Raw genomic sequence first — 22,707 nt, forward strand, 5'->3', positions numbered from 1 at the left:
TTTTGGAACATCTTTTGCTTTAAAAACCTAAAATAGCTAAATTTTAGGAAAAAATATGAATAAATTTTTATCTTTTGTAGCAGCTTCAGTGATAGCTACTTCAGCTTTTGCTACGCAGATAAAAGAGCTTGCAAACATCGTTGGCGTAAGGGACAACCAGCTAATAGGCTATGGTTTAGTCGTCGGACTAAACGGCACAGGGGATGGCTCAACGTCAAAATTTACGATCCAGTCGCTATCAAACATGCTTCAAGGTGTAAATGTCAAGATAAATCCAGATGATATCAAGTCTAAAAACGCAGCTGCTGTTATGGTGACAGCAAAATTGCCTGCATTTGCAAGGCATGGCGACAAGCTTGATATTGAGATCTCATCTATTGGCGATGCAAAAAGCTTGCAAGGTGGCACACTTCTTATGACTCCACTAAAAGGCGTTGATGGCGATATCTACGCTTTGGCTCAAGGACCTCTAAGTATCGGTGGCAAGAGCGCAGGCAGAACTGGCGGCAATCACCCAACCGTTGGCACTATCTTAAATGGCGCCCTTGTGGAGCGCGAGGTCACTTACGATATCTACAACCAAGACAGCATAAAACTAAGCCTAAAAGATACAAATTTTAAAACCGCTCTTGATATCCAAAACGCCATAAACGCAAACATTTCAGACGATACTGCAAAGGCGATCGATCCAAGAACGGTCATCGTTAAAAAGCCAGATGACGTTAGCATCATCGAGCTTGCAAGCGCTGTGCTTGATCTTGATGTGGAGTATAAGCCAGATGAGAAGATCGTAGTTGATGAGAGAACTGGCACGATAGTTAGCGGTATAAACGCGGTAGTTAGTCCTGTCGTGATAACTCATGGCGCCATAACTATAAAGATAGAGCCAAACAGCTACGAAGAGGCGGCGCAAAATGATGTAAATATAGGTAGTGACACCTCGGTGGCTCCTAGTCAAAATTTACTTAAAATTTCAGGCGATAAAACAACCGTTGCAAACGTAACAAGAGCGTTAAACAAGCTTGGAGCAACACCAAGTGACATCATCTCGATACTTGAAAATTTAAAACGAGTTGGCGCGATACAAGTCGATCTGGAGATAATATAATGCAAATAGACAACACCCTAGCACTAAATTCATATAACGACATCTCGGCAAACAAGATAAAAAATGCAAATGCCAAACAAGATGCACTTTTGAAAGAGCAAACTGATGCTTTTGAAGCATTTATGGTAAAAGCTGTTCTTGATATCGCTTTAAAAGAAGATGACAAGAACTCACTCTATCCAAAAGCCGCTGGCAGCGACATTTACAGGTCTATGTATAACGACGCTATGAGCAAAGCTTTGAGTGGAAATTTAGGTTTTTCAGAACTTTTATACGATTTTTTGAAGAGAGACTCTTAAGTAAATTTATATTTTGCCGATGTAGTGATATAAACATTTTATTTTAAGAGGTATGGATATGATAACTCCTTTGAACCAAAGACCAAACTACCAGGCAAATACGCTAAATAAAAATAGCGATGCTAGAGTTGAAAATGAAAACAAAGAAGTAAAAACAAACGAAAACGCAAGAGTAAAAGAGATAGCTGATGCAATAGCAAGTGGCACCTATCAGGTAGATATCTCTAAAACAGCAAAAGCTGTTGCTGATGCGTTGCTCTAAATTTAAAGGAATTTAAATGATAAAGAAGCTTTTGGACGAGGCCATAGGCGAGCTAGACGAGCTTATAAATTTAACGATGCAAGATATCGCCAATATAAAAGAGGCGAAACACTCAAGCGTTGATGAGAGCGTGAAGAAGAAAAATGCTCTCGTGCGTGCTTTTGAAGATACCAAAAGAGCTTTGGATAAAGAACTGCTAAGGGTCTCAAAAGAGAGTGGCACTACGACACTTGCAAGCGTTTTAGATGATGAAGTGAAGTCAAAGCTAGTGCTTATGCGTTCAAAGCTTGAAATTTTACATAAAGTAAATAAAGAATATGCAAGACACGTCGTTGTTGTTAAGGAGTTTTTCGACTCACTTAGCAAAAAAGTCTTTGGTACTCAGACTAATGAATACGGACAAGACGGCAGCGGCACAGATAATAATTTTTACAAATCAAGGGTTTAAAAAATGGCTAATATCTTTATGTCATTAGGCACAGGCGTTTCAGGGCTAAATGCAGCCCAAGTGCAAATAAGCACAACTGGAAACAACATCACAAACGCCGATAGTAACTACTATACAAGACAGCGTGTGGTCCAGTCAGCATCTCCAGCGATGAACACTGTCCCTGGTGGCGTTGGCACAGGCACACAAGTAGATACTGTGACAAGACTTCACGATGAGTTTGCCTATTCAAGACTAAAATATTCATCATCAAATTTAGAAAATACAGGCTACAAACAGAGAATTTTACAAGAGGCGACAAAATACTTCCCAGATCTAAAAGATAACGGCATGGTAAAAGATATACAGGAGTATTTTGCTGCGTGGAACAACTTTGCTTCAAACCCAGACGAGGGCGCTCAAAAGGTAAATTTGATAAACAAAGCTAGCGTTTTAACAGCTAGCATCAACCGCTCATCAAAGATGCTTTATGATATGCACACGCAGATAGATGAGACTATAAAGATAAATATAAACGAGATAAACTCACTTGGCAAGCAAATAGCAAATATCAATAAACAAATTCAAAGAGTTGAATCTGGTGCAGACGCTGGCATCAAGATAAATGCAAATGACCTTCGTGACAAGCGCGATGAGCTCGAGCTTGCTATGTCAAAGCTAGTAAATACAGCTGTTTATAAAAGCGATCTAAAAAGCGAGTCAAGGATAGATACTGGCATAAGCGATCAAGGAAGATACTACAACCTAAATATCGGCGGTGTGAGCATCGTTGATGGTGTAAATTTCCATGAAATTTCTATGAGCTCAACCGAGAGTGGGCAATACACGAAAATTTATTATGAAAGAGAAGATGGCAGACGCATCCCTATGGAGGAGAAGATCACAAATGGCAAAATAGGCGCTGCACTTGATCTTAGAGGCCGTAACTACGAGCCAGACAATGATAAATTTAGTGATGGTATCATCCAAAAATATATCGACAACCTAAATACATTTTCAAAAACTTTAATAACTAGCACAAACAACGTCTATGCCGAGTCTGCGGTTGAAATTTCAAACTCAGATCCGATCAGCTACCTAGAAAACGACAAGACGCTGATGAACCACGACAACAGCATAAGAAATGGCAGTTTTGATGCTATCGTTTATGACAACAAGGGTAACGTCGTAGCCAAAAAGACCATCGAGATAAACGGCACAACGACGATGAATGATACAAAATACGGCAACTCTGTTGTGCAGGATTTTAACTCAAATTCAGACGATAACAACGACAACAACATGCTAAATGACGTCGATGACTTTTTTGAAGCGTCGTATTTTTATGATAAAAACACGCATCAAGGCACATTTGCGCTCATACCAAAGCAAGCTCAAGGGCTTTATAGCATCTCAATAGTCGATCACGGCACAAATTTCCCAGGCGTTGTTGGTATCAATAGATTTTTCTCTGGTACAAACTCAAATACAATAGGCATCAATCAAAATTTCACCCAAGATCATACAAAGCTTCGTGCTTACTCAAAGCCAGTCGTGGGAAACAACGAAGTCGCAAACAAGATGATACAGCTTCAGTACCAAAAGCAGACATTTTACTCAAGTGGCACTGCGCTTGATAGAGATGAGACGATCGAGGGATATTACCGATATTTTACAACCGATATGGCGAGCGATACCGAGGCGAACAACACTATCCACGACACAAACACATCTTTGCAAAGGACTGCTGAAGAGGAATTTCAATCAACAAGCGGCGTAGATACCAACGAAGAGCTTACAAACTTAATCCGCTTTCAAGCAAGCTACGGCGCAGCTGCAAAGATCATCACGACCGTTGATCAGATGCTTGACACTCTTCTTTCACTAAAACAATGAGCGAACTAAAGAGCCTTTTAGACGCACACGTACTTAGTAAAAATACAAATTCGGGGCTATTTGACGCCCCAGATCCTCTTCAAGTAGCTACTAAATTTAAAGAGCCAAACATAGCGCTCATTTGCGCGTTATTTGCCTATGGCAACGCAAAAATGATAGTGAAATTTCTAAATTCGCTTGATTTTAACCTGCTTGATGAGAGCGAGCAAAATATCAAGAAAAATCTGTCAAATTTCAAATACCGCTTTCAAAATGAAAATGATGTGAGAGAAATTTTTATCACGCTCTCACGCCTGAAAAAAGAGGCTGACATAGAAGAAATTTTGCGCCAAGGTCTTGCAAAAAACGGCGAGATAATAGAGGGCGTAAATGAGCTTATTAAATTTATTTATGGGCTAAATTCTTACCGCTCAGACGGATATGAGTTTTTCTTTGGCAAGAGCTTTAGCAAAGAGCCACAAAGTCCATATAAGCGCTACAATATGTATCTTCGCTGGATGGTGCGAGATAGCGACATCGACCTTGGGCTATTTAAAAATTTGCCAAAAGATAGACTTTTGATGCCACTTGACGTGCATACGCATAGGGTTTCGTTAAATTTAGGACTTATAAACAGAAAGAGCTACGACTTCAAAGCGGTGATGGAGCTTACAAAAAAACTTAGAGAATTTGACGAGCTAGATCCGATAAAATACGACTTTGCGCTTTACAGGATAGGGCAGAGCAAAGAGCTAGAAACCATCGTAAAAAATCTTAAAAAATAAAAATTATTGCTAAATTTTTAAATTTAGGATAGACTTACCATACAATTTTATCCATAAGGAGTGTGTATGAAAAAAATCGTTTTACTAAGTGCTGTTCTAGGAACACTACTTTTTGCTCACGAGGGTCATCACTTTGATCCAAAGGCTGGCGAACATCTTGTGATCCCAGTTAGCGAACTAAGCGAAAAAGGCGATAAGAGCGTTGGCGAAGTAGTAGCTGTTAAGACAAACTACGGCGTTGCGTTTTTTCCAAATTTAAAAGGTCTTCCTGCAGGACTTCACGGCTTCCATGTTCATCAAAATGCTGATTGCGGCGCGACTGAAAAAGGTCTTGGCATGAAAGCAGGCGGTCACTGGGATCCAGCTGAAACAAAGATGCACTCATTTGCATGGGACGATAAGGGTCACAAGGGCGATCTACCAGCGCTTTACGTAGATGCTGAGGGCAATGCAAACTACCCAGTGCTAGCTCCAAAGATAAAAAATCTTGACGAGCTAAAAGGTCACTCACTGATGGTTCACGTCGGTGGTGACAACCACAGCGACCAGCCAAAAGCACTTGGCGGTGGCGGCGCTAGAATGCTTTGCGGCGTTATTAAATAATAAAGTCTCACAAAAAGCCTTTAAATTTATATGTTTAAAGGCTTTTTTAAATTTCGCGCTCAAATTTAACCCCAGTTTCTAAGATGAAATTTCAAAATTTTAAACTACAATCCGCTTTTTAACTTAAATTTACAAAGAACAAAAATGGAATTTGACCTACTTAGCTACACTGTCTTTTTTGTCGCCGCGTTTTTGGGTGGTTTTATCGACGCGATCGCAGGAGGCGGCGGACTGATCACTTTGCCAGCCATCATGGCTATTGGTGTGCCACCTCATCTTGCCCTTGGCACAAACAAGCTTCAAGGCGTATTTGGCAGCTTCACAGCAACGCTAAATTTCACTAAAAAAGGGCTGATTAATTACAAAGAGTGCTTTGTTGGCATAGTTTTTACATTTATCGGAGCCCTCATCGGCGCAACGCTCATCTTATTTTTAAATGCAAATTTCTTAAAAATAATCATCCCATTTTTACTAATCGCCATCTTCATCTACACGCTTTTTATGCCAAAAATAGGCGAGAGCGACAGGGCTGCAAAGATGAATGAGAGGCTATTTTACGTCGTTTTTGGACTAATTCTTGGCTTTTATGATGGCTTTTTTGGCCCAGGAGCAGGCTCGTTTTGGATGTTTGCGATGGTGGCGTTAATTGGGCTAAATTTAAAAAAGGCGGTCGCTCACACAAAGGCTTTAAATTTCACCAGCAACATCGTAGCACTTGGCGTTTTTATAGTTGGCGGGCAGATACTTTGGCTAGTTGGCTTTTTGATGGCTGTGGGGCAAATTTTAGGAGCATATTTTGGCTCAAATTTAGTCATCAAAAAAGAGGTCAAATTTATTAGAACGATGTTTTTGATAGTTGTCGCAGCGACCATTTGCAAACTACTTTTTGACTACTTCAAGGCTTAAAATTAAAAATGTTTTAACAATAATTTTGTTACAATCACGCAAAATTCTAAATCTAAGGTAAATCAATGAAAGATTTGTTTCTATTCTCAAATTTGCTAAACCATTCACATGCCTTTGTCTATGCGTTTCACTTTTGCCTTGTAGCTTTGATCATCCTCATCGTTGCCTACATCGCAAGAAGCAAAATGCAGCTTGTGCCAAGGGGCCTTCAAAACATAGTTGAGGCTTATTTAGAGGGTGTTATCTCTATGGGCAAGGATACTTTAGGTAGCGAAAAGCTAGCTAGAAAATACCTCCCACTTGTCGCAACTATCGGCTTTATCGTATTTTTCTCAAACGTCATTGGTATCATCCCTGGCTTTGAGTCACCAAGCTCAAGCTTAAATTTAACTCTAGTTTTGGCTTTGGTTGTATTTATTTATTACAACTTTGAGGGCATTAGAGAAAATGGCTTTTTCAAATACTTTGGACACTTCATGGGGCCAAATAAATTTCTAGCTCCTATAATGTTTCCAGTTGAAGTCATCTCACATCTTTCACGTGTAGTTTCGCTATCTTTCCGTCTTTTTGGTAACATCAAGGGCGATGACTTATTTTTGCTTGCGATGCTTACACTTGCGCCTTGGTTTGCTCCACTTCCAGCCTTTGCACTTCTAACACTTATGGCTGTTTTGCAAACATTTATCTTCATGATGCTAACTTACGTTTATCTAGCTGGTGCAGTCGCTATTAGCGAGCACGAGCATTAAAATTTAAAGCCATATTTTTATATGGCTTTTCTCTTTTAAATTTATTCTCCAAAAACATTTTTAACCTATATAAATAAATCACAAAAGCTCTCCTTTAGATATTTTAAAAGAAAGTATCGCTAAAATACGCACTAAAAATTTGCATAAATTTAAAGGTAAAAACATGTTTGAAGTCGTTATCGGTTTAGAAGTTCATACTCAGCTTAATACAAAAACTAAAATTTTCTGCTCTTGCTCGACTAGCTTTGGCGACGAGGCAAACACTCACGTTTGTCCGACCTGCCTAGCTTTGCCTGGAGCGCTACCTGTGCTAAACAAAGAGGCTGTCAAAAAGGCGATCAGCTTTGGCACAGCGATAAACGCTAAGATAAATAAAAAATCAGTCTTTAATAGAAAAAACTACTTCTACCCAGACCTTCCAAAGGCATATCAAATTTCACAGTTTGAGATACCTATCGTTGAAGGCGGCGAGCTCATCATCGACGTAAACGGCACTAAAAAACGCATCGGCGTAACAAGAGCGCACCTTGAAGAGGACGCTGGCAAGAACATCCACGAAGAAAACGAGAGCTTGGTCGATCTAAACAGGGCAGGTACGCCGCTTCTTGAGATAGTTAGCGAGCCAGACCTTAGAAGTAGCGACGAGGCGGTAGCTTATCTTAAAAAACTACACTCGATCCTTCGCTTTTTAAACATCAGCGACGCAAATATGCAAGAAGGTAGCTTCCGCTGCGACGCAAACGTCTCTATCCGTCCAAAAGGTGACACAAAGCTCTACACAAGGGTTGAGATAAAAAACCTAAACTCATTTAAATTTATCCAAAAAGCGATTGATTACGAAGTAGAGCGTCAAAGTGTAGCGTGGGAAGATGGCAAATATGACGAAGAGGTCTATCAAGAGACAAGGCTGTTTGACACGACAAATTTAGTGACAAGATCGATGCGTGGCAAAGAGGATAGCGCGGAGTATAGGTATTTCCCTGACCCTGACTTGCTGCCTGTTGAAGTGCCAGAAGAGATGTATAACGAAGCGATCAAAATTCCAGAGCTTGCCGAGCAAAAGGTCGCAAGATATGTTAGCGAGCTAGGCGTAAAAGAGAGCGATGCGCTAAATTTAACCCAAAGCGTTGAGATGGCTAGATATTTTGAAGAGCTGATCGCCGCTGGAATTCAGCCAAAGCTTGCTACTACGTGGCTCATAGTCGAGCTTCTTGGCCGCTTAAATAACGGCGTAACGATCGAGACAAGCCCAGTTAGCAGCGCTAAGATGATAAATTTACTAAAACGCATAGAAGATGGCACGATAAGCGGTAAAGCTGCAAAAGAGGTGCTAGACTATCTAATGGAGCATGACGCGGACGTCGATAGCGTCATCGAAAAGCTTGGCTTGAAACAAGTGAGCGACGACTCAGCGATCATCGCGATCATAGATCAAATTTTAGCTGCAAATGCCGACAAAGTCGAAGAGTATAAAAACGGCAAAGATAAGATGTTTGGCTTCTTTGTTGGTCAGGTGATGAAAGAGGGCAAAGGTGCCTTTAATCCGGGCAAGGTCAATGAGCTTTTAAAGGCCAAAATAGGCTAACAAAGGGCTAAAATGAGCATAGCAGTTATCGGAGCTGGCAAGTGGGGCAGTGCGCTATTTCACGCATTTAGTGAAAATAACGAGTGCGTCATCAGCTCAAGAACGCCAAGAGATATGCCAAATTTTGTAAGCTTAGAAAAGGCTTTGGAGTGCGAATATCTAGTCTGCACGATCCCAACGCAAGCTACAAATTTATGGCTAAAGCAAAACTACAAAAACAAAGGTCAAAAGATACTAGTCGCCAGCAAGGGCATAGACACGGCAAACCTTAAATTTCTAAATGAAATTTACGAGGATTTTGTTGATAGAGAAAATTTGGCCTTTCTTTCAGGGCCGACCTTTGCAAAAGAGATCATGCAAAAGCTGCCTTGCGCCTTGGTGGTAAATTCTAAAAATCAAAATTTAGCTTTAAAATTTGCCTCATTTTTCCCAAGCTATATGAAAGCCTACACCTCAGATGACGTGATCGGCGCTGAGGTGTGCGGAGCCTATAAAAACGTGATCGCCATAGCTGGTGGCATCTGCGACGGCCTTGGTCTTGGCAACAACGCAAGGGCGAGCCTCATTTCGAGGGGGCTTGTCGAGATGGCTAGATTTGGCAAATTTTTTGGCGCAAAAGATGAGACATTTATGGGGCTAAGCGGCGCAGGTGATCTTTTCTTAACCGCTTCGTCGATACTTTCACGCAACTACCGCGTAGGTCTTGGCATCGCAAGGCACGAGAGATTAGAGAAAATTTTAAATGAGCTTGGCGAGGTGGCAGAGGGTGTGGATACTGCAAGGGCTATTAGCAAGATCGCTAAAGAAAAGGGCATATATGTGCCTATCGCTAGTGAGGTTGAAAATATGCTAAATGGCAAAGACGTTTTTGAGAGTGTAAAATCGCTTTTGGGAAGAAGATGAGAGCTTTTAAATTTATACTTTTTGTGGCTATTTTTGCTCTGGGGTTAAACGGCGCAGAGGTGAGCCTAAGGGCCAAGGTCTCGCAGATGATAATGGTTGGCTTTAATGGAGCTAGCACAAAAGATGCTGCGTTTCGTGCGATGTTAAGCGACGCTGGATACGAGAGATTTGGCGGTGTGATGCTACTTGGCAGAAATGTCACCAGCAAAGCCCAACTAAAAGCTAGCATAAAAGCGATCAAAGAGAAAAGTCCTAAAATTTTTATCGCTATCGACGAAGAGGGCGGTAATGTGAGCCGCATGAAGGATAAGAGCTTTGACGGTCCATATCCTAGCGCATACGAGGTCGCAAGCACGCTTGATATCAAAAGTGCATACGATCTCTACTCAAAAATGGCTATAAATTTAAAAGAGTGCGGCATAAATTTAAATTTCGCCCCAGTGGTTGATCTGCATGATGAAAACTCACCGATCATCGCTGCTAAACAAAGGGCGTTTAGCGAGTATGCAAGCAAGGTGGTGATCTACGCTGATGCCTTTATGGATGCATTTAAAGAGCAGGGCATCCTAACGACACTTAAGCACTTCCCGGGACATGGCAGCTCAAAAGAGGACTCACATAAAAATAAGAGCGAAGTCACGCTAAGCAAAGATGCGCTACTGCCATACAAAGACGCTATAAGCACAGGTAGAGCGCAGATCATCATGGTCGGACACCTTTTTGTAAAGGGCATCGACGAGGACAATCCAGCCACACTTTCTAAAAAAATAATAACCGATCTCTTGCGAAATGAGCTTAAATTTAATGGCGTGGTTATCAGCGATGATATGCTGATGAAAGGCGTTGGCGACGAGACATTGGCTCAAAAAGTGGTGAAATTTATAAACGCTGGTGGCGACATCTTGCTCTTTAGCGAGTTTAAGATAAATAACCAAAGAACGGCCGATCTAGTAACTCAGATCATAATCGATGCTGTAAATGAGAAAAAGATCAGCAAAGAGCGAATCGACGCTTCATACAAGAGGATAATGGCTCTAAAAGCGAAGCTTTAAATTTGGCTCTAATGAGTTTAAATTTACTTAATTAGTAAATGTAAATTTGAGTAAAAATCAATATTCTAGATGTAAAATTTAGAGCTTGCCTAAAATGCCTGAGCCACTTTCACAACCCATCAAATTCTTTTTTTAGTTCGTCTCTTAGCTCCTCGGCTCTATCTTCGCCGTTTTTGAAATTTGCCTTCACAAAGCCATCGATCTCGTCTAAAATTTCAACTAGTTCGCTCTCCCAGTTTGCGTTTTCTTTTTTCAAAAGCACCTCGACCTTATCTCTTATCTGCTCGAGCTGATCCAATGCTTTGTCCTTGTCGCCAGCCTCATTTAGCGCATCTTCAAAGAGTATGTCTTGCCTTAGAGCGTTTATCTTTTTTTGTATGACATTGCAAAATTTAGGGTATTTCTCAGCGTTGTTTAAATTTTGTAAAACCTCTTGCGCAGCTTTTTGATATGCAGGCACCGCTCCTTCATCGTCAAGTTTTTTGGTTAGTTTTTGTATCTGAAAATATAAAATAAGCGCTGCAAAAAATGCAAGCAGCAAATAAATCGTAACGCTACTCATTTTTACTCCTTTTTCTAAATTTATCCACGCTAATTATCGCAAGCGCCAGCCAGATCATACAAAATGAGATGACTTTGTAGCCATCTAAAATTTCGCCATAAATGAAGACTGCGCAAAGGATCGCGATAGTTGGTGATATGTATTGCAAGTATCCGATAGTCGTTAAATTTATCCTTGTCGTAGCTGCGTTAAATGCGACAAGTGGCACGATGGTTACGATGCTTGAAGCGATCATTAAAAGTGAGTCCTCGTTTAGTCCAAAGTGGCTTTGCGAGTGAAAAACCAGCCATAAAACGTAGCCAAGCGCAAATGGAAACATAAAAAATGTTTCGATAAAAAGCCCGTTAAATGCGCTAATCTTCGCCATCTTTCTAACCATCGCGTAAAATCCAAACGAAAGTGGCAAGATGATAGAGACAAGTGGCAGGCCACCTTTGGCATAAATTTGCACGCAAACGGCTGCGATGACGATGCAAACGGCTATGGCGCTAGCTTTGCTTAGGCGCTCTTTAAAGATGATGACGCCAAGAAGCATGCTTATCAAGGGATTTATAAAATATCCCAAACTCGTGTCTAAAATTTTGCCACTACCCACCGCATAGACATAAACGCCCCAGTTTATGGTGATAAAAATACCACTTAAAAATAGAGCCTTTAGCGAGCGGATATCTTTAAGAAGCGCAAAAATTTCGCCCATTTTGCCATTAATGCAAAGCACTGCTGCCATCAAGAAAAATGACCAGATGATCCTGTGGGCTAAAATTTCATAAGCATCGACATCTTTGCTAAATAGGTTGAAATAAACCGCCAAAAATCCCCACATAAAAAAGGCGCTAAGCGCGAGAATAACGCCTTTTTGGCTCTCATTTAGTCTTGGTATTTTTGTCGCCTTTTATAGAATTTATACTATCTATCATCAAAAGCGTGACAGAGATGGCTAGGCAGATCATCAAAAAGTATGAGCTTTTCTCCAGTCTCTCGCCGATGGCAAATGAGACAAAAAGCATCATTATAGGCTCAAAATATGTAAGCAAACCTAGTACATTTATCGGCACGAGCGTGCTTGAGAGGATCTGGGCGATGAGGGCTATGCCGCTGATAGCACCAAGCAAGATGAGCAGATAGTAGATGTTTGGATTTTGGCTCATTACGTAGTCCATATCGGCTGTGAGCGCAAAATAAAATGAGAATAAAAACATAAAAATTATCTCGATAACAAAGCTTGAGAAATTTGCAAGGTTGTAGTACTTTCTAATGGTAAAATAGACTGGATAAAGGCAAAAAACTACAGCGCTCTCCCACGAGATGCCACCGCTTATGACCGCTGTGCTAAAGACGCCAATGGCAGCGAAAAATATCGATGCTAACTTTGTTTTTGAGAGGTGCTCTTTGAAAAATATCCGTCCAAAAAGGACCATGACTATTGGCATGATGAGGTAGCCTATCGAGACTTTTAGCGCTGCGCCGTTACTTGGAGCCCAGAGATAGAGCCACATCTGAAATGAGACGATGAGCGAGGTAGCAAGCAAAACTAGTAAAATTTTAGGTTTTAGCTTTATTTTTAGAAGTAAAAATTTGAAATTTCGCTGCTGTTTTAACAAAAAAATGGCGGCGATGACAAAAGGCATGGCAAAGATCATGCGGTATCCAATAAGAGCTTGCGTGCTGATGGGGTTCATGAGCACTGACATGTAGTAGATGCAGTTAAATAAAACTGAGGCTAAAAGCGAATAAAATATGCCTTTTATCATGAAAAATTTATGCTCTTTTTTGGGTAAATTTAAAGTAGCGATTGTATGCAAAATATCTTTAATATCCCATTAATGGCTTTTATTTTTTAAGTTTTGCGTGATATAATCAGCGCTAAATTAAGGTAAAAGATAGGAAAATTTATGACTTGGAACAGAGATAGTTGGAGAGAATTTAACATCTTGCAACAACCAACTTATCCAAATTTAAAAGAGCTAAAAGAGGCTGAAGAAAAACTAAAAGCACTTCCGCCTTTGGTATTTGCTGGTGAGGCTAGAAGTCTTAAAAATGAGCTTGCAAAAGTTTGCAATGGCGAGGCCTTTTTGCTTCAAGGTGGCGACTGCGCTGAGAGCTTTACAAATTTTAACGCAAACAACATCAGAGATATGTTTAAGGTCTTACTTCAAATGGCGATAGTTTTAACCTTTGGCGGTGGCTGTCCAGTGGTCAAAGTAGGCCGCGTGGCAGGGCAGTTTGCAAAGCCTAGAAGTAGCGATTTTGAAGAGGTAAATGGCGTTAAATTGCCAAGCTATAGAGGTGACATCATAAATGGCTTTGAATTTGACGAGCAGGCAAGAATCCCTGACCCAAAACGCATGATCGAGGCTTACTATCAAAGTGCTTCTACGATGAACCTCTTAAGAGCTTTTTCAAGAGGAGGTTTGGCTGATCTCCATCAGGTGCATAAGTGGAATTTAGGCTTTGTGAAAAAGCCAGAGATCGGCGAGAAATACGCAAAACTAGCTGATGATCTAACAAAAACTCTATCTTTTATGGCAGCTTGTGGCATCACTTCAGCAAATACCCCAGCGATAAATCAAACCGCAGTCTATACATCTCACGAGGCACTGCTTTTGCCTTATGAAGAGGCTCTAACTAGGATTGATAGCCTTAGTGGCGAGTGGTATGACTGCTCGGCTCACATGCTTTGGATAGGCGAGAGAACGCGCGGTATAAACGACGCTCACGTGCATTTTTTAAGCGGTGTGAAAAATCCTATCGGTGTAAAGATTGGACCAAGCGCAAAAGCTGAAGACGTCGTCGCGCTTGCAAATAAGCTAAATCCAGAAAATGAAGCTGGCAGACTAAATGTGATAATCAGAATGGGCGCTGATAAGATCGGCGAAAATTTACCAAAAATTTTAAGAGAGCTAAAGCGCGAGGGGCTAAATATCGTTTATAGCATCGATCCGATGCATGGCAATACTGTTAAGACCTCAAATAACTACAAAACTCGTGAATTTAGTAAAATTCTAAGCGAGGTTAGAAGCTTTTTTGAAATTCATAAAGCTGAGGGCACAAGAGCAGGTGGTGTGCATCTTGAGATGACTGGCAAAGATGTGACAGAATGCACCGGCGGCGCGCTAAACATCACTGAAAGCTCGCTAAAAGAGAGATACGAGACGCAGTGTGATCCAAGACTAAATGCTGATCAGGCTTTAGAGCTTGCATTTTTGATGGCTGATCTAGTTAAAAAAGCTTAAAATTTATAAAATTTGGAGAAAAATATGGCAAATATTTATGATCTAATAGTAGTTGGCGGCGGACCTTGTGGTATAGCTAGCGTAGTAGAGGCTAAAAGAAATGGTTTAAGTAATGTTTTGCTCCTTGAAAAGGGCGACAACCACAGCCAAACGATCAGAAAATTTTATAAAGACAATAAACGCGTTGATAAAGAGTATAAAGGGCAAGATAGCACGATACATGGGCTAGTTTCGTTTGAAGATGGCACAAAAGAGAGCACGCTTGATTATTTTGACAAACTACTTGACTCTGAGAATATCGAGGCGTTTTTTAACTCTGAGGTCGAAAGCGTAAAAAAAGAGGGAGAAATTTTTAAAGTAACTACCTCAAAAGCTGTCTATGAAGCCAAAAACGTGATGGTCTCGATCGGCAAAATGGGACGACCAAACAAACCTGACTATAAGATCCCGCCATCACTAAATTCAGTTGTAAATTTTAACCTTGATAACTGCACAAACGGCGAAAAAGTGCTAGTTGTGGGCGGTGGCAACTCCGCGGTTGAGTATGCTATCGAGCTTTGTCAGTATAACAAAACTACGATCGCTTACAGAAAAGATAAATTTAGCCGTGTAAATGAGACAAATTTAAGCGCTCTTTGGGAGCTTGAGAAGCACAATAAGATAAAAGTAAGGCTAAATCACGATATAACCGAGATCGATAATGAATCAGGCAAGGTAAGAGTGCATTATGAAAATGGCAAAATTCGTGTCTATGACAGGGTTGTCTATGCGATCGGTGGCTCAAGTCCGGTTGATTTTTTACAAAAATGTCAGATAAAAACTGATGAAAAAGGCACTCCGATAGTTGATAGCAATTACCAAAGTAGCGTGCCAGGACTATATGTGGGAGGCGACATCGTTTTAAAAAATGGTGGCTCGATAGTAGTCGGACTAAATCACGCTCATAGCGTTATCAAAGATATCTTAAAAGGCAAGGCACAAGCTTGATAAATAAAATCGCACTAGCTATTGTTTGTCTGATAGCTGGCTTTTCTCTCTCGTTCTTGAAATTTCAAAAAGAGGACGAGGCGCCAAAAGATACTAATCAAACGATTTATTCTATAAATTTTGATGATCTCCCTGAAGAAGAGAAGCAAAGATATGTAAGCAAAGACGATCTTTACGAGTATGGCGGTTACATCACGCCAAAGAGCTACATGCAAAATTTTGTTGATGACAAGGATCTAAATTTATCAGACAATGTAAAAGAGCTTCAAGAGCAAGTGCGTGAGCTAAGCAAAAAAAATGAAATTTTAGCCGCTGATAATGTCGATATGAGCGAGAAAAATTTAGACTTCATAAGCAAAATTTCAGAGATGAAAAGAAATATCGAAAATGAAAAAAACGAGATAGTTGAAAAAAATCAAAAGGCTCTTGGCGAGCTTGAGGCGCAACACTTTGAAAATATCCAAGCTTTGACAAAGCGCCTAAATGAAGCGCAAGCTGATATGATAGAGAGTTCAAAGGCCTACGAGAAAAAGATAATCGACCTTGAAAATGCGATAAATGACGCTAGAAATGGCGATGAGAGCAAACTTAAAGATGCCAAGGCCAGCTTTAATAAATTTAAAGAGAGTTTTGAGGCAAACTACACTGCTTTAAAAGAGCAAAATAACGAGCTAAACGCGACGCTTGCGCAAAAAGAAGCTCTTATAAAAGAGTATGAAAAAGCTCAAAGCGAAAAAGATAGAGGCGAGAAAAAAGAAATTTTGCTTTTAAAAGAGGAGATCGAGCGAGTTAAAAATGACGCCGACACTCAAAAATTTAGCTACGAAAAAGAGATAAATGCGCTAAATGATGGCTTTGAGACGCAAAAGAGCGTTATGGAGGATGAGCTTTCTAAAAAGGCAAATAAGATAATTGACCTGCAGGAGGCTCTTGAATCAAACAAGACCGCACTAAAAGATAGAATTTACGAGCTTGAAGAGATCAAGAAAAACCTAAACTCAAAAGATCTAATGGCGCAAAGCTATAATGGCAAAAATTTAGAGCTAAATGCCTCGCTTGCAGCACTTCATAAAAGCTTTGATGATCTAAAGCAAAAGAGTTTAAAAAGCGAGCAAGAGAACAAGCTTGCAAATGAAAATATAAGCTCGCTTAAAAAAGAGCTTGAGAGGGCAAATGCTCTAAATAAAAAGCTTGAAAAGCAAAATTTAGATGCAAACTCAACTCTAAATGAGCTAAGTAAAAAGCTAAGTTTGAGCGAAGAGAGCTTTAAAAAGAGCCAAGAGGAGCTAAAAGCACTCGATACAAAGACAACTAAATTTATAAAAACGCTATTTGATCAAAACCAAACCATCTCTTTGCAGTCACAAAAACTTGGCTCAAACGAGGGCGAGCTAAAGAATTTAAGCGCTAAGCTTGATCTAAAAGACGCGAAGATAAAAGAGCTTGAAGAAAATGTCACAAAGACAAGCCAGATGCTAATCGCCAAGCAAAATGAACTAGAAACGCAAAAAAGAACGCTAAAGATCGATATGCAAAACTATGAAATTTTGCGCCAGCAGATAAATATGCTACAAAAAAAGATAGTTGATACCTCAACCTTTTTAACCGACAACAACAAAAGTGGTGGCAAAAATTTACTAAGCTTGCAAAACGAACTAGAAAATGCAAAGCAAAAGCTAAACGAGAGCAACAAGACGATCGAACGGCTAAATTCAAAGATAAGTGAGCTAAGCTCAAGCGGTCATAAAGGCGGAGCTGTAAATGCCCAGATCATCGAGCTTCAAAAAGATATCGAGCAAAATTTAAACAGACAAGACGAGCTTGAAAATGAAAATGTAAATTTAAAAAATATCTTACAAGCTACGACAAAGCCTGAAACCCCAACAAAGCTCGTCCTCATCTCTAGCATCGAGTGCGACGATATGGACTCAAAAGACAAGGTGAGCATAATGTGCAAAAACAGAGTGAGTGAGTTTTTGCAGAGATTTAACTCAAACTACATGTATGAGATCATCCCGATCGTGGATAAGAAAAATTTTGTCATCCCATCAAATGTCGCTCAAAATATCAAAAAAGATGACCTTGGCAAGCTAAATAACTACGTAAATTACGGCGTTGGCAAGGAGCGTGCAAAGGCTGCGGCTGAGCTTATCAAAGAGGAATTTGGCGACTTTGCAAGGATCAGCTTTAGCTCCGAAGTGATCGTAAAAGATGTGACACGCGGCTTTATCATCAAGGTTTATAGATGATCTTAGCTCAGCTTGAAAATGGCTATCGCTACAACAGCGATACGCTCGTTCTTTATGATTTTATCTGCTCTGGCGTAGGCGAAATTTCTGGTAGAGTTTTGGACGTTGGAGCAGGGTGTGGGATACTTGGACTTTTGCTTAAGCGTGACTTTAAAAAGATAGATCTAAGCATGCTTGATCTTTTGGAGCTAAATAGCGAAATTTCAAGTTTTAACGCAAAGAGCAACTGCCTAGAGGCTAGAGCCATAACGGCTGATTTTGCAAATTTTAAAGATAGTGAGAAATTTGATCTAATCATCTCAAATCCACCCTTTTATCATGACGGTGTTACAAAAAGCCAAAATGAACACATAAAAGTTAGCAGATATGCAAGCTCGCTAAATTTAAAGGATTTTATAAGAGGCATAAGCGTAAATTTAAAGCCACATAAAAGGGCGTTTTTTTGCTATGCACCAGATGATCTTAGCGAGATAGCGGCATGCTTAAAAGAGTATAAGCTAAATTTGGTGAGCTTAAAATTTATCCATACCAAAAAGGATAAGCCAGCAAATTTGGCCTTACTTGAAGTGCGAAACAACTCAAACTCAAAGCTAAAAGTCCTGCCGCCTCTTGTGATGAGCGAAGATGGCGCGCACACGAAAGAGGCAAGTGAGATCTTTAAAAAAGCAGATACAAACAGCGTCTCTTACAAGGAGATAGCGTGAGGGCTGATGGTTTTAGCTATGAGTTTGATCCTAGCTTTTGCGAAAGTTGCGGAGGCAAATGCTGCACTGGCGAGAGCGGCTATATCTGGATAGATGAGGGCGAAATTTCAAAATTTTGCGCCGCTTTTGATATGCCAAAAGATGAGTTTGAGAGCAAATTTCTAATAAAAGTGGGCGTAAGGCGAAGCATCAAAGAAAAGCCTTATGATGACGGTTTTGCTTGCATATTTTTTGACGAGAAAAATAAAAACTGCTCGGTCTATGAGCTAAGACCTAAACAGTGCAGGACATTTCCGTTTTGGGATTATTTTAAAAAAAATTTAAAGGAGCTAAGAGCAGAATGCATTGGCGTAAAATTTTAATAATTTTTATAAGCGTATTTTTTAGCACGCATCTACTTGCAGATGATAACAAAAGTGTAAATTTACGCCTAATGCAAGCTCTCATCTCGCAAGATAGTGGCGACGTAAATGCTAGTATCCAGACCTATCTAGGGCTTTTTAAAGAGACAAATCAAAAGACCTATCTAAAAGAGGCGATCAAGCTAGCTTTTGCTACAAAAAATGAAAATTTAGATAGCCTCATGAGTGATGGCGAGAAGAGTTTAAAAGATGATAGCGATTTTATCAGGATCAAGGTTGCAAATTTAGTCAATCTCTCCAAGCTAAACGAGGCAAAAGAGCTGATGCAAGAGCTTGCCACTAAAGAGCCAAACGCTCAAAATTTGCTCATGCTTGGCACCATTTGCATGATGCAAAATGATACGGTAACGGCGCTAAAATACTTTGAAGAGGCATACTCACTAAAGCCTGAAGAGGAGAATTTACTCCGCATAGTTGATATCCTTTTAAACCGCATGGATAATGTAAATGATGCGACAAAGTACCTCGAGAAATTTCGCGAGGAGCAGGGCTGCACTCAAAAAACATGCGAGCTTTTAGCTGAAATTTACTCTCAGCAAAGAAATTTCCCAAAGGTGATAGAGCTTTTTGAAGAGATCTATGACATCACTCACGATACCACTTATCTTGATAAGATCGTGCAGTATTTTATCTATGATAAAAATTACAAAGCGGCTATTGAAATTTTGAAAAAATATGGCTACAACGACGCCACGCTTATGGATCTTTACGCTGCGACTGGCAATTTTGGCGATGCATACGTTTTGGCGGTTAAAATTTATAACGATAGCAGGGATCTAAATTTCTTAGCAAAGGCCGCCATCTACGAGTACGAGATGAACAAAGATAGTCTAGATGAAAAAAAGATCGCTGATATCTTAGATAAATTTGAAGCAAGCGTTCCAAAGCTTAATAACGATATGTTTTTTAACTACTACGGCTATTTGCTAATTGATCATGAGATAGACCCAAGAAAGGGCGTAGAGATGGTGCAAAAAGCGCTTGAGATCTCGCCAGACTCGCCTTACTATGAGGACTCGCTAGCGTGGGGTTATTTCAAGCTTGGCGAGTGCAAAAAGGCAAAGGGCATAATGATGCACGCGATGAAAGATGTTGATTTTAAAGCTTCAAAAGAGGCAAAAGAGCACTTGCACCTCATCGAGCGCTGCATAATAAATTTAAACAAAAGGCTTAAAAAATGATACTTGATGAGATCATAAAAAAGACAAAAGAGGATCTAAAAAAGCGCAAGGCTGACTTTCCTATGGAGTGGCTAGGTCGCTCTCTAGCATACAACCCATACGTACCAAGAGACGTTTTGGGCGCACTTAGATCAAGTAAAGATGAGCCTATAAAGATCATAGCCGAGATAAAAAAAGCAAGCCCAAGCAAAGGCGTGATAAGAGAGGACTTCGAGCCGATAAAAATAGCGCAGGAGTACGAGCAGCACGCAAATGCTTTTAGCATCCTAACCGAGCCTCACTGGTTTAAGGGCGACATAGAGTACATCACGCAAGTTCGCCGCTACGCCTCAAGGCCGATCCTGCGAAAAGACTTTATCGTTGATAAGTATCAAATTTTAGAAGCACTTGTTTATGGAGCGGACTTTATCCTGCTCATCGCCAAGGCGCTAACTCAAGGCGAGCTAAAAGAGCTACTTGAGTACGCGCACCACCTAGGGCTTGAGGCCTTAGTAGAGACCCATGACGCGAGCGATGTGAAAAAAGCGATCTTTGCAGGAGCAAATATAATAGGGATAAATCATAGAAATTTAGATGATTTTACGATGGATATGAGCCTTTGCGAGAAGCTCGTGCCGCTTTTGCCAAATGGCAAGATAATAGTCGCAGAAAGCGGACTTTACGAGCATGAGCAGCTTCGCGAGCTAAGTAAGATCGGAGTTGATGCTTTCTTGATCGGAGAGCATTTTATGAGGCAAGATGATATAAAAAATGCCGTTAAAAAGATAAAGGAGGGCGAGTGATGCAGCACCTTTGTGCCCCTTGGAGAAGCGAGTATTTCAGCGCAAAAAAAGATAGTTGTGTCTTTTGCGAGGTCATAAACTCAAAAGAGGACGACGAGAAAAATGGCGTGCTTTTTCGTGCTAAGCACTGCTTTGGGATCATGAATTTATATCCGTATTCGCCTGGACACTTTATGATCATACCAAACCACCACACCGACAAGATCGAGGAGCTTGACGAGCAGACGTGGTTTGAGATGAGTAAATTTGTAAGGCTTGGGGTTGAAATTTTAAAGCGTGAGCTTCACGCTCAAGGCGTAAATATCGGTATGAATTTAGGCAAGGCAGCAGGCGCTGGCATAGCTGAGCACGTGCATTATCACCTTGTGCCAAGGTGGAGCGGGGATACAAATTTCATCACAACGATCGCCGATGTGAGAGTAAATGGCACGCCGTTTCATCCGCTTTATCAAAAGCTAAAAAAGGCTTTTAGTGGCGTTATTTGAGATTGACATAGAGCAGTGGCTTGAAAAAAGAGGCGAGTTTGAGCTCTTAATAGACGCTAGATCGCCGCATGAGTATGCCTACTCGCACATAAAAGATGCTCTAAATTTATACGCGCTTGATGATGCTGAGCACAAAGAGGTAGGCACGATCTACAAAAGCGACAGAGCCCTAGCAAAGAGCCTTGGTGCAAAATACATCTGCAAAAATTTGCAAAATATCATCGACGAGGTCTATAAAAGGGCTAAGGTTGGCTCAGCTATTGGTATCTACTGCGCAAAGGGCGGACTTAGATCAAGCTCGGTTGCCTATGTGCTAAGCATGATCGGATATAGAATTTATAGACTAAATGGCGGCTATAAGGCTTATAGAAATCACGTTTTGGAGTTTTTAGAGCGTCCTTTAAGCACGAAATTTATCACTCTTTTTGGCAACACTGGCTGCTATAAAAGTAAGCTAATAAGGGCACTCTCGCCGTCAATCGACCTTGAAGCGATGGCAAATCACTTAGGCTCAGTCTTTGGCGCGATAAACGGCGCGCAGCCTAGTCAAAAAAGCTTTGAGGATGCGCTCTTTGAAGAGCTCATCACGCTAAAAGATCAAATTTGCTTTATCGAGGGCGAGAGCAGAAGGATCGGCTCGCTAACACTTCCAAAAAGCCTTTATGAGGCGATGCGTTGCGGCATCTGTGTTGAGGTTAGCGCAAGTTTAGAAAATAGAATTTCTTGCATAACAAGCGACTATAAAAGTGTGGATAAAGCCTTTTTTGATGAGTGCATAAAGAAAATTTCACCCTTCATCGACAAAGAGGCTAGAGATGAGGCGGTGGCTAAATTTAACGAAAACGACATCGCCAAAGTGGCTGAAATTTTACTCACAAAATACTACGACAAGGTCTATAAGAAAAATGAAAATATCGATGTTTTTGTAAGTTCTGATGATCTTGACGAGGCTATTAAAAAGCTAAATTTGATAAGAGCCGAGGCTAAATTTTAAATCCTTTTGACGCTTTATTTGGGGTAAATTTTATCTCTAAAATTAAATTTGCTCTCTTTGATTAGGTCAAATTTACTTTTAAATTTAAAATAGATCGTTTTTTGCGCTTAAAAATGGCTTAGCTTAAGGCTGTTTTTATACTTTTGCATAAATTTCTTGCCATTTTTGTGAAAATTTCTAGATAAATTTTCTTGGTTTCTTGGTTTCTTGGTTTCTTGGTTTCTTGGTTTCTTGGCTGGTTGGCTGGTTGGCTGGTTGGCTGGTTGGCTGGTTGGCTGGTTGGCTGGTTGGCTGGTTGGCTGGTTGGCTGGTTGGCTGGTTGGCTGGTTGGCTGGTTGGCTGGTTGGCTGGTTGGCTGGTTGGCTATCGCCCCTCTGCTTTTTTAAATTTTTCTCTAAATTTGCCAAATTTATCAAAATACTAAAAATAATATGCATAAATATATGTAAAATATTTTGTATTTTTCGCTTTTTTAATTCAAATTTTTTTCAAAAAATTTAAGATAACGCCCAAATTTCGCTAAAAAGTTAAAATGGATTTAAAATGCTTTGGGA

Annotated in this window: 25 protein-coding genes; 21 read left to right on the forward strand and 4 right to left on the reverse strand. The window is 40.3% G+C overall.

Features of this window, described 5'->3' with window-relative positions:
- Positions 1-55: 55 nt before the first annotated feature.
- The 12 genes from CVS91_RS00660 to CVS91_RS00715 all read left to right on the forward strand — a co-directional run bounded on the left by CVS91_RS00660 (position 56) and on the right by CVS91_RS00715 (position 10,554).
- Complete coding sequence (locus CVS91_RS00660) at positions 56-1,108, forward strand: flagellar basal body P-ring protein FlgI (RefSeq protein ID WP_107829570.1); 1,053 nt, start codon at positions 56-58, stop codon at positions 1,106-1,108.
- Complete coding sequence (locus tag CVS91_RS00665; protein ID WP_002942304.1) at positions 1,108-1,407, forward strand: rod-binding protein; 300 nt, start codon at positions 1,108-1,110, stop codon at positions 1,405-1,407. Before CVS91_RS00660 ends, CVS91_RS00665 begins: the two co-directional genes overlap by 1 nt.
- Before the next feature lie 58 nt (positions 1,408-1,465).
- Positions 1,466-1,669: a flagellar biosynthesis anti-sigma factor FlgM gene (locus tag CVS91_RS00670; protein WP_199906211.1), complete on the forward strand. Its 204-nt coding sequence runs from the start codon at positions 1,466-1,468 to the stop codon at positions 1,667-1,669.
- A gap of 16 nt (positions 1,670-1,685) precedes the next feature.
- Positions 1,686-2,117, forward strand: a complete 432-nt coding sequence (locus tag CVS91_RS00675; protein ID WP_002942314.1) for a flagellar export chaperone FlgN — start codon at positions 1,686-1,688, stop codon at positions 2,115-2,117.
- 3 nt (positions 2,118-2,120) lie between these two features.
- Positions 2,121-3,992: a flagellar hook-associated protein FlgK gene (gene flgK / locus CVS91_RS00680; RefSeq protein WP_002942291.1), complete on the forward strand. Its 1,872-nt coding sequence runs from the start codon at positions 2,121-2,123 to the stop codon at positions 3,990-3,992.
- The gene (locus tag CVS91_RS00685; protein ID WP_107829572.1) at positions 3,989-4,756 is read left to right on the forward strand and encodes a TIGR02757 family protein; all 768 of its coding nucleotides are present in this window, start codon (positions 3,989-3,991) and stop codon (positions 4,754-4,756) included. Before flgK ends, CVS91_RS00685 begins: the two co-directional genes overlap by 4 nt.
- A 66-nt stretch (positions 4,757-4,822) precedes the next feature.
- On the forward strand, positions 4,823-5,359 hold the full coding sequence (locus tag CVS91_RS00690; protein WP_107829574.1) for a superoxide dismutase family protein: 537 nt from the start codon (positions 4,823-4,825) through the stop codon (positions 5,357-5,359).
- 144 nt (positions 5,360-5,503) lie between these two features.
- On the forward strand, positions 5,504-6,265 hold the full coding sequence (locus CVS91_RS00695) for a TSUP family transporter (RefSeq protein ID WP_107829576.1): 762 nt from the start codon (positions 5,504-5,506) through the stop codon (positions 6,263-6,265).
- Positions 6,266-6,330: 65 nt separating this feature from the next.
- On the forward strand, positions 6,331-7,014 hold the full coding sequence (locus CVS91_RS00700; RefSeq protein ID WP_002942300.1) for a F0F1 ATP synthase subunit A: 684 nt from the start codon (positions 6,331-6,333) through the stop codon (positions 7,012-7,014).
- Positions 7,015-7,177: 163 nt separating this feature from the next.
- A complete protein-coding gene (gene gatB / locus CVS91_RS00705; protein ID WP_107829578.1) occupies positions 7,178-8,599 on the forward strand; it encodes an Asp-tRNA(Asn)/Glu-tRNA(Gln) amidotransferase subunit GatB in 1,422 nt (473 codons plus the stop codon).
- A 12-nt stretch (positions 8,600-8,611) separates the two neighbouring features.
- The gene (locus CVS91_RS00710) at positions 8,612-9,502 is read left to right on the forward strand and encodes an NAD(P)H-dependent glycerol-3-phosphate dehydrogenase (RefSeq protein ID WP_103607466.1); all 891 of its coding nucleotides are present in this window, start codon (positions 8,612-8,614) and stop codon (positions 9,500-9,502) included.
- On the forward strand, positions 9,499-10,554 hold the full coding sequence (locus tag CVS91_RS00715) for a glycoside hydrolase family 3 N-terminal domain-containing protein (RefSeq protein WP_107829580.1): 1,056 nt from the start codon (positions 9,499-9,501) through the stop codon (positions 10,552-10,554). Before CVS91_RS00710 ends, CVS91_RS00715 begins: the two co-directional genes overlap by 4 nt.
- Before the next feature lie 109 nt (positions 10,555-10,663).
- Here CVS91_RS00715 and CVS91_RS00720 read toward each other — a convergent pair whose 3' ends face one another.
- Genes CVS91_RS00720 through rarD (CVS91_RS00730) form a run of 3 tightly spaced genes read right to left on the reverse strand, consistent with a single transcriptional unit; the run spans position 10,664 to position 12,867 of the window.
- Positions 10,664-11,116 carry an aryl-sulfate sulfotransferase gene (locus CVS91_RS00720; protein WP_107829582.1) on the reverse strand — a complete coding sequence of 151 codons (453 nt, stop codon included), beginning with the start codon at positions 11,114-11,116 and terminating at the stop codon, positions 10,664-10,666.
- Complete coding sequence (gene rarD, locus CVS91_RS00725; protein WP_103574178.1) at positions 11,109-11,996, reverse strand: EamA family transporter RarD; 888 nt, start codon at positions 11,994-11,996, stop codon at positions 11,109-11,111. The genes CVS91_RS00720 and rarD (CVS91_RS00725) overlap by 8 nt, the downstream gene beginning before the upstream one ends.
- Complete coding sequence (gene rarD, locus CVS91_RS00730; protein WP_009293763.1) at positions 11,980-12,867, reverse strand: EamA family transporter RarD; 888 nt, start codon at positions 12,865-12,867, stop codon at positions 11,980-11,982. Before rarD (CVS91_RS00730) ends, rarD (CVS91_RS00725) begins: the two co-directional genes overlap by 17 nt.
- Positions 12,868-13,008: 141 nt before the next feature.
- On the opposite strand from rarD (CVS91_RS00730), the gene CVS91_RS00735 reads away from it, so the two are divergent.
- Genes CVS91_RS00735 through mnmH form a run of 9 tightly spaced genes read left to right on the forward strand, consistent with a single transcriptional unit; the run spans position 13,009 to position 22,153 of the window.
- Positions 13,009-14,349, forward strand: a complete 1,341-nt coding sequence (locus CVS91_RS00735; RefSeq protein ID WP_107829584.1) for a class II 3-deoxy-7-phosphoheptulonate synthase — start codon at positions 13,009-13,011, stop codon at positions 14,347-14,349.
- 24 nt (positions 14,350-14,373) lie between these two features.
- Positions 14,374-15,336 (forward strand): NAD(P)/FAD-dependent oxidoreductase, encoded by a 963-nt coding sequence (locus CVS91_RS00740; protein WP_002942343.1) that lies wholly within the window; start codon positions 14,374-14,376, stop codon positions 15,334-15,336.
- Positions 15,333-17,585, forward strand: a complete 2,253-nt coding sequence (locus tag CVS91_RS00745) for a vesicular transport factor Uso1p (RefSeq protein WP_107829586.1) — start codon at positions 15,333-15,335, stop codon at positions 17,583-17,585. Before CVS91_RS00740 ends, CVS91_RS00745 begins: the two co-directional genes overlap by 4 nt.
- Complete coding sequence (locus tag CVS91_RS00750) at positions 17,582-18,289, forward strand: tRNA1(Val) (adenine(37)-N6)-methyltransferase (protein ID WP_107829588.1); 708 nt, start codon at positions 17,582-17,584, stop codon at positions 18,287-18,289. The genes CVS91_RS00745 and CVS91_RS00750 overlap by 4 nt, the downstream gene beginning before the upstream one ends.
- Positions 18,286-18,651 (forward strand): YkgJ family cysteine cluster protein, encoded by a 366-nt coding sequence (locus CVS91_RS00755; RefSeq protein WP_107829590.1) that lies wholly within the window; start codon positions 18,286-18,288, stop codon positions 18,649-18,651. Before CVS91_RS00750 ends, CVS91_RS00755 begins: the two co-directional genes overlap by 4 nt.
- Positions 18,630-19,892 (forward strand): tetratricopeptide repeat protein, encoded by a 1,263-nt coding sequence (locus tag CVS91_RS00760; RefSeq protein WP_107829592.1) that lies wholly within the window; start codon positions 18,630-18,632, stop codon positions 19,890-19,892. Before CVS91_RS00755 ends, CVS91_RS00760 begins: the two co-directional genes overlap by 22 nt.
- Positions 19,889-20,674, forward strand: a complete 786-nt coding sequence (gene trpC / locus CVS91_RS00765) for an indole-3-glycerol phosphate synthase TrpC (protein ID WP_107829593.1) — start codon at positions 19,889-19,891, stop codon at positions 20,672-20,674. The genes CVS91_RS00760 and trpC overlap by 4 nt, the downstream gene beginning before the upstream one ends.
- Positions 20,674-21,159: an HIT family protein gene (locus tag CVS91_RS00770; protein WP_002942290.1), complete on the forward strand. Its 486-nt coding sequence runs from the start codon at positions 20,674-20,676 to the stop codon at positions 21,157-21,159. Before trpC ends, CVS91_RS00770 begins: the two co-directional genes overlap by 1 nt.
- A complete protein-coding gene (mnmH, locus tag CVS91_RS00775; protein WP_107829595.1) occupies positions 21,146-22,153 on the forward strand; it encodes a tRNA 2-selenouridine(34) synthase MnmH in 1,008 nt (335 codons plus the stop codon). The genes CVS91_RS00770 and mnmH overlap by 14 nt, the downstream gene beginning before the upstream one ends.
- 107 nt (positions 22,154-22,260) lie before the next feature.
- Here the strand turns inward: mnmH and CVS91_RS10545 are convergent, their stop codons facing one another.
- Positions 22,261-22,590: a PT domain-containing protein gene (locus tag CVS91_RS10545; RefSeq protein ID WP_107829597.1), complete on the reverse strand. Its 330-nt coding sequence runs from the start codon at positions 22,588-22,590 to the stop codon at positions 22,261-22,263.
- Positions 22,591-22,707: the final 117 nt, after the last annotated feature.

Source organism: Campylobacter concisus (assembly GCF_003048985.1).
GTDB lineage: Bacteria > Campylobacterota > Campylobacteria > Campylobacterales > Campylobacteraceae > Campylobacter_A > Campylobacter_A concisus_AY.

Bases quoted from the DNA above. Each gene is read 5' to 3' on its own strand.
- CVS91_RS00660 (WP_107829570.1), top strand. From the start codon at position 56: ATGAATAAATTTTTATCTTTTGTAGCAGCTTCAGTGATAGCTACTTCA.
- CVS91_RS00665 (WP_002942304.1), top strand. From the start codon at position 1,108: ATGCAAATAGACAACACCCTAGCACTAAATTCATATAACGACATCTCG.
- CVS91_RS00670 (WP_199906211.1), top strand. From the start codon at position 1,466: ATGATAACTCCTTTGAACCAAAGACCAAACTACCAGGCAAATACGCTA.
- CVS91_RS00675 (WP_002942314.1), top strand. From the start codon at position 1,686: ATGATAAAGAAGCTTTTGGACGAGGCCATAGGCGAGCTAGACGAGCTT.
- flgK (WP_002942291.1), top strand. From the start codon at position 2,121: ATGGCTAATATCTTTATGTCATTAGGCACAGGCGTTTCAGGGCTAAAT.
- CVS91_RS00685 (WP_107829572.1), top strand. From the start codon at position 3,989: ATGAGCGAACTAAAGAGCCTTTTAGACGCACACGTACTTAGTAAAAAT.
- CVS91_RS00690 (WP_107829574.1), top strand. From the start codon at position 4,823: ATGAAAAAAATCGTTTTACTAAGTGCTGTTCTAGGAACACTACTTTTT.
- CVS91_RS00695 (WP_107829576.1), top strand. From the start codon at position 5,504: ATGGAATTTGACCTACTTAGCTACACTGTCTTTTTTGTCGCCGCGTTT.
- CVS91_RS00700 (WP_002942300.1), top strand. From the start codon at position 6,331: ATGAAAGATTTGTTTCTATTCTCAAATTTGCTAAACCATTCACATGCC.
- gatB (WP_107829578.1), top strand. From the start codon at position 7,178: ATGTTTGAAGTCGTTATCGGTTTAGAAGTTCATACTCAGCTTAATACA.
- CVS91_RS00710 (WP_103607466.1), top strand. From the start codon at position 8,612: ATGAGCATAGCAGTTATCGGAGCTGGCAAGTGGGGCAGTGCGCTATTT.
- CVS91_RS00715 (WP_107829580.1), top strand. From the start codon at position 9,499: ATGAGAGCTTTTAAATTTATACTTTTTGTGGCTATTTTTGCTCTGGGG.
- CVS91_RS00720 (WP_107829582.1), bottom strand. From the start codon at position 11,116: ATGAGTAGCGTTACGATTTATTTGCTGCTTGCATTTTTTGCAGCGCTT.
- rarD (WP_009293763.1), bottom strand. From the start codon at position 12,867: ATGATAAAAGGCATATTTTATTCGCTTTTAGCCTCAGTTTTATTTAAC.
- CVS91_RS00735 (WP_107829584.1), top strand. From the start codon at position 13,009: ATGACTTGGAACAGAGATAGTTGGAGAGAATTTAACATCTTGCAACAA.
- CVS91_RS00740 (WP_002942343.1), top strand. From the start codon at position 14,374: ATGGCAAATATTTATGATCTAATAGTAGTTGGCGGCGGACCTTGTGGT.
- CVS91_RS00750 (WP_107829588.1), top strand. From the start codon at position 17,582: ATGATCTTAGCTCAGCTTGAAAATGGCTATCGCTACAACAGCGATACG.
- CVS91_RS00760 (WP_107829592.1), top strand. From the start codon at position 18,630: ATGCATTGGCGTAAAATTTTAATAATTTTTATAAGCGTATTTTTTAGC.
- trpC (WP_107829593.1), top strand. From the start codon at position 19,889: ATGATACTTGATGAGATCATAAAAAAGACAAAAGAGGATCTAAAAAAG.
- CVS91_RS00770 (WP_002942290.1), top strand. From the start codon at position 20,674: ATGCAGCACCTTTGTGCCCCTTGGAGAAGCGAGTATTTCAGCGCAAAA.
- CVS91_RS10545 (WP_107829597.1), bottom strand. From the start codon at position 22,590: ATGCATATTATTTTTAGTATTTTGATAAATTTGGCAAATTTAGAGAAA.